General features: G+C 35.7%; 2 protein-coding genes. Both read right to left on the bottom strand.

Going from position 1 to position 2,346, the window contains the following annotated elements; genetic code table 11:
* Positions 1-116 precede the first annotated feature (116 nt).
* Positions 117-1,187: a chorismate synthase gene (aroC, locus tag VNJ50_RS06855; RefSeq protein ID WP_325580295.1), complete on the bottom strand. Its 1,071-nt coding sequence runs from the start codon at positions 1,185-1,187 to the stop codon at positions 117-119.
* Positions 1,188-1,419: 232 nt separating this feature from the next.
* Positions 1,420-2,346 (bottom strand): (Fe-S)-binding protein (locus tag VNJ50_RS06850; protein WP_414652871.1); only part of this gene is annotated, 927 nt, incomplete at its 5' end.

The raw sequence follows: 2,346 nt of genomic DNA, 5'->3' as shown, positions 1-2,346 counted from the left end.
TATACCGAGAATCATTCCAATAATAATTTTCCAATGCAATGCCAGTTTTTTCATAATATAATATTCTTAAGTAATTAGTTAGTTTAAAAAATCAATTGGTACTCAAAATAAGGAGGCTATTTACCAAACAACTCCTGGCTTCTTAACAGCTGATAATCTGCCAATACCAATGCGGCCATAGCTTCCACAATTGGAATTGCTCTTGGTACCACACAAGGATCATGTCTTCCTTTTCCTTGCATTTCAACAATAGCCCCTTTATTATCGAGTGTGTTTTGTTTTTGAATTATTGTGGCCACAGGCTTAAATGCCACTCTAAAATAGATATCCATGCCATTGCTAATTCCTCCTTGAATCCCTCCTGACAGATTGGTTTTGGTACTTCCATCTTCATTAAATTGATCGTTGTGATCACTGCCTTTCATTTTTGCACCGCAAAATCCACTGCCGTATTCAAAACCTTTAACAGCATTTATGGATAACATGGCTTTTCCAAGTTCGGCATGCAGTTTATCAAAAACCGGTTCACCCAAGCCCACTGGTACATTTTGGATAACACAGGTGACCGTTCCACCAATAGTATCACCTTCTTTCCTAATTTTTCTGATCTTTTCAATCATCTGATTTGCAATCAATTCATCAGGGCAACGTACAGTATTGCTTTCAATCTTAGAGAAATCCAAATCTTGATAAGGTTTATCCAAAAACAAATCGCCCACGGACGAGGTGTAAGCATGAATTTTAACATCCTTCAACATCTGCTTTGCTATTGCACCAGCCACAACGCGAGCTGCCGTTTCACGTGCTGAACTCCGTCCGCCACCACGATAATCGCGTACGCCATATTTTTTATCATAAGTGTAATCGGCATGACTTGGACGATAGACATCTTTTATATGTGAATAATCGTTTGATTTTTGATCGGTGTTTTTAATGATAAATCCTATGGGCGTCCCTGTGGTCTGACCTTCAAAGATACCCGAAAAAAACTCCACCACATCCGATTCCTTGCGCTGTGTTACAATATCAGACTGACCAGGTTTTCGACGATCCATTTCAAATTGAATAGCTTCAAAATCGAGATGAATTCCAGATGGGCAACCATCAATAATACCTCCAATTCCGACACCGTGAGACTCACCAAAAGTGGTAAGTTTAAATAATTTTCCAAAGGAATTTCCAGCCATATATTTTATTTTACGCTAATATAATTGTATTCTGATAGAAACAAAAAAATAGAATACTAAAAGAGTTTTTTGAATTTTAAAGTTTGTAAGATAACGATTAATCCCAAAACCGCTACCTTTTATCAATCGTTTAATCAAGAGATATTTAGTATGCCTATTAAAAATCAGCATCAAAAAATGAATCTTGTTTTGAAACCAGATAAAAACCTAAATAACAATCCCTTAAAAAAATTTATATAAGTGCTCGTCTCAAAATGGTAATGGGATGCAATGCTTCTTTTTCCGTTCCATCCATAATTTGATGCCTGCAACTTGTGCCATTTGCAGAAATTACTGTTGTTGCAGGAGCGCGTCTAATAGCTGGAAACAAAGTTTGTTCACCTATTTGCATACTCACATCATAATGCTCTTTTTCATATCCAAAACTTCCCGCCATGCCACAACAACCACTCGGAATAATGGTAACTGTATAGTTTTCGGGCAAATTGAGTACTTTAAAACTGGACAACTGATTGCGCAAAGCTTTTTGATGGCAATGGCCATGGAACTTTATAGTTTTTGCTTCTTTTGTAAATTGCGACGCTTTGATATTGCCTGATTCAATTTCCTGCTGAATAAATTCTTCGATTAAAAATGTGTTTTCAGCAATAACTTTTGCAGCCTCCTTATCATCGGCGAGCCTAGGATATTCATCCGTAAAGGTTAAAATAGCTGACGGCTCAATACCAATTAAAGGTGTTTCTGAAGTAATAAGATTTTTAAAAACTGTAACATTTTCATTCGCTACTTGTTTAGCCTGTTCAAGAAGTCCTTTTGAAAGAAATGACCTTCCAGATTCTGAATGGGAGACAAACTTTACGTGATAGTTTAAACCCATCAAAAGCTCAATAGCATCCTGTCCAATGGAGGTGTCTAAATAATTGGTAAACTCATCATTAAAAAAATAAATTGTCTTAATATAGTTTTTGATAATCTCTTTATTTTTATAGAGTTTTATGTGTTTACTTAAACTTTTGTTTGAAACTAATGGCAACGTTCTTTTTTCAGCAATAGCAAAGGAATTCTTTAAAATTGTAGCGGTCAATTTGTTTTTGAAAACAAAGTTTGTCAACGTTGGAAACTTACTTCCAATGGCATTCAGAGCGTTATTATAGGCAAA

The sequence above is a fragment of the Gelidibacter sp. genome, assembly GCF_035577925.1.
Taxonomy (GTDB): domain Bacteria; phylum Bacteroidota; class Bacteroidia; order Flavobacteriales; family Flavobacteriaceae; genus Gelidibacter.
The sequence above is the reverse complement of the archived record's forward strand: the minus strand, read 5'-3'. Positions and strand labels throughout refer to the sequence as shown.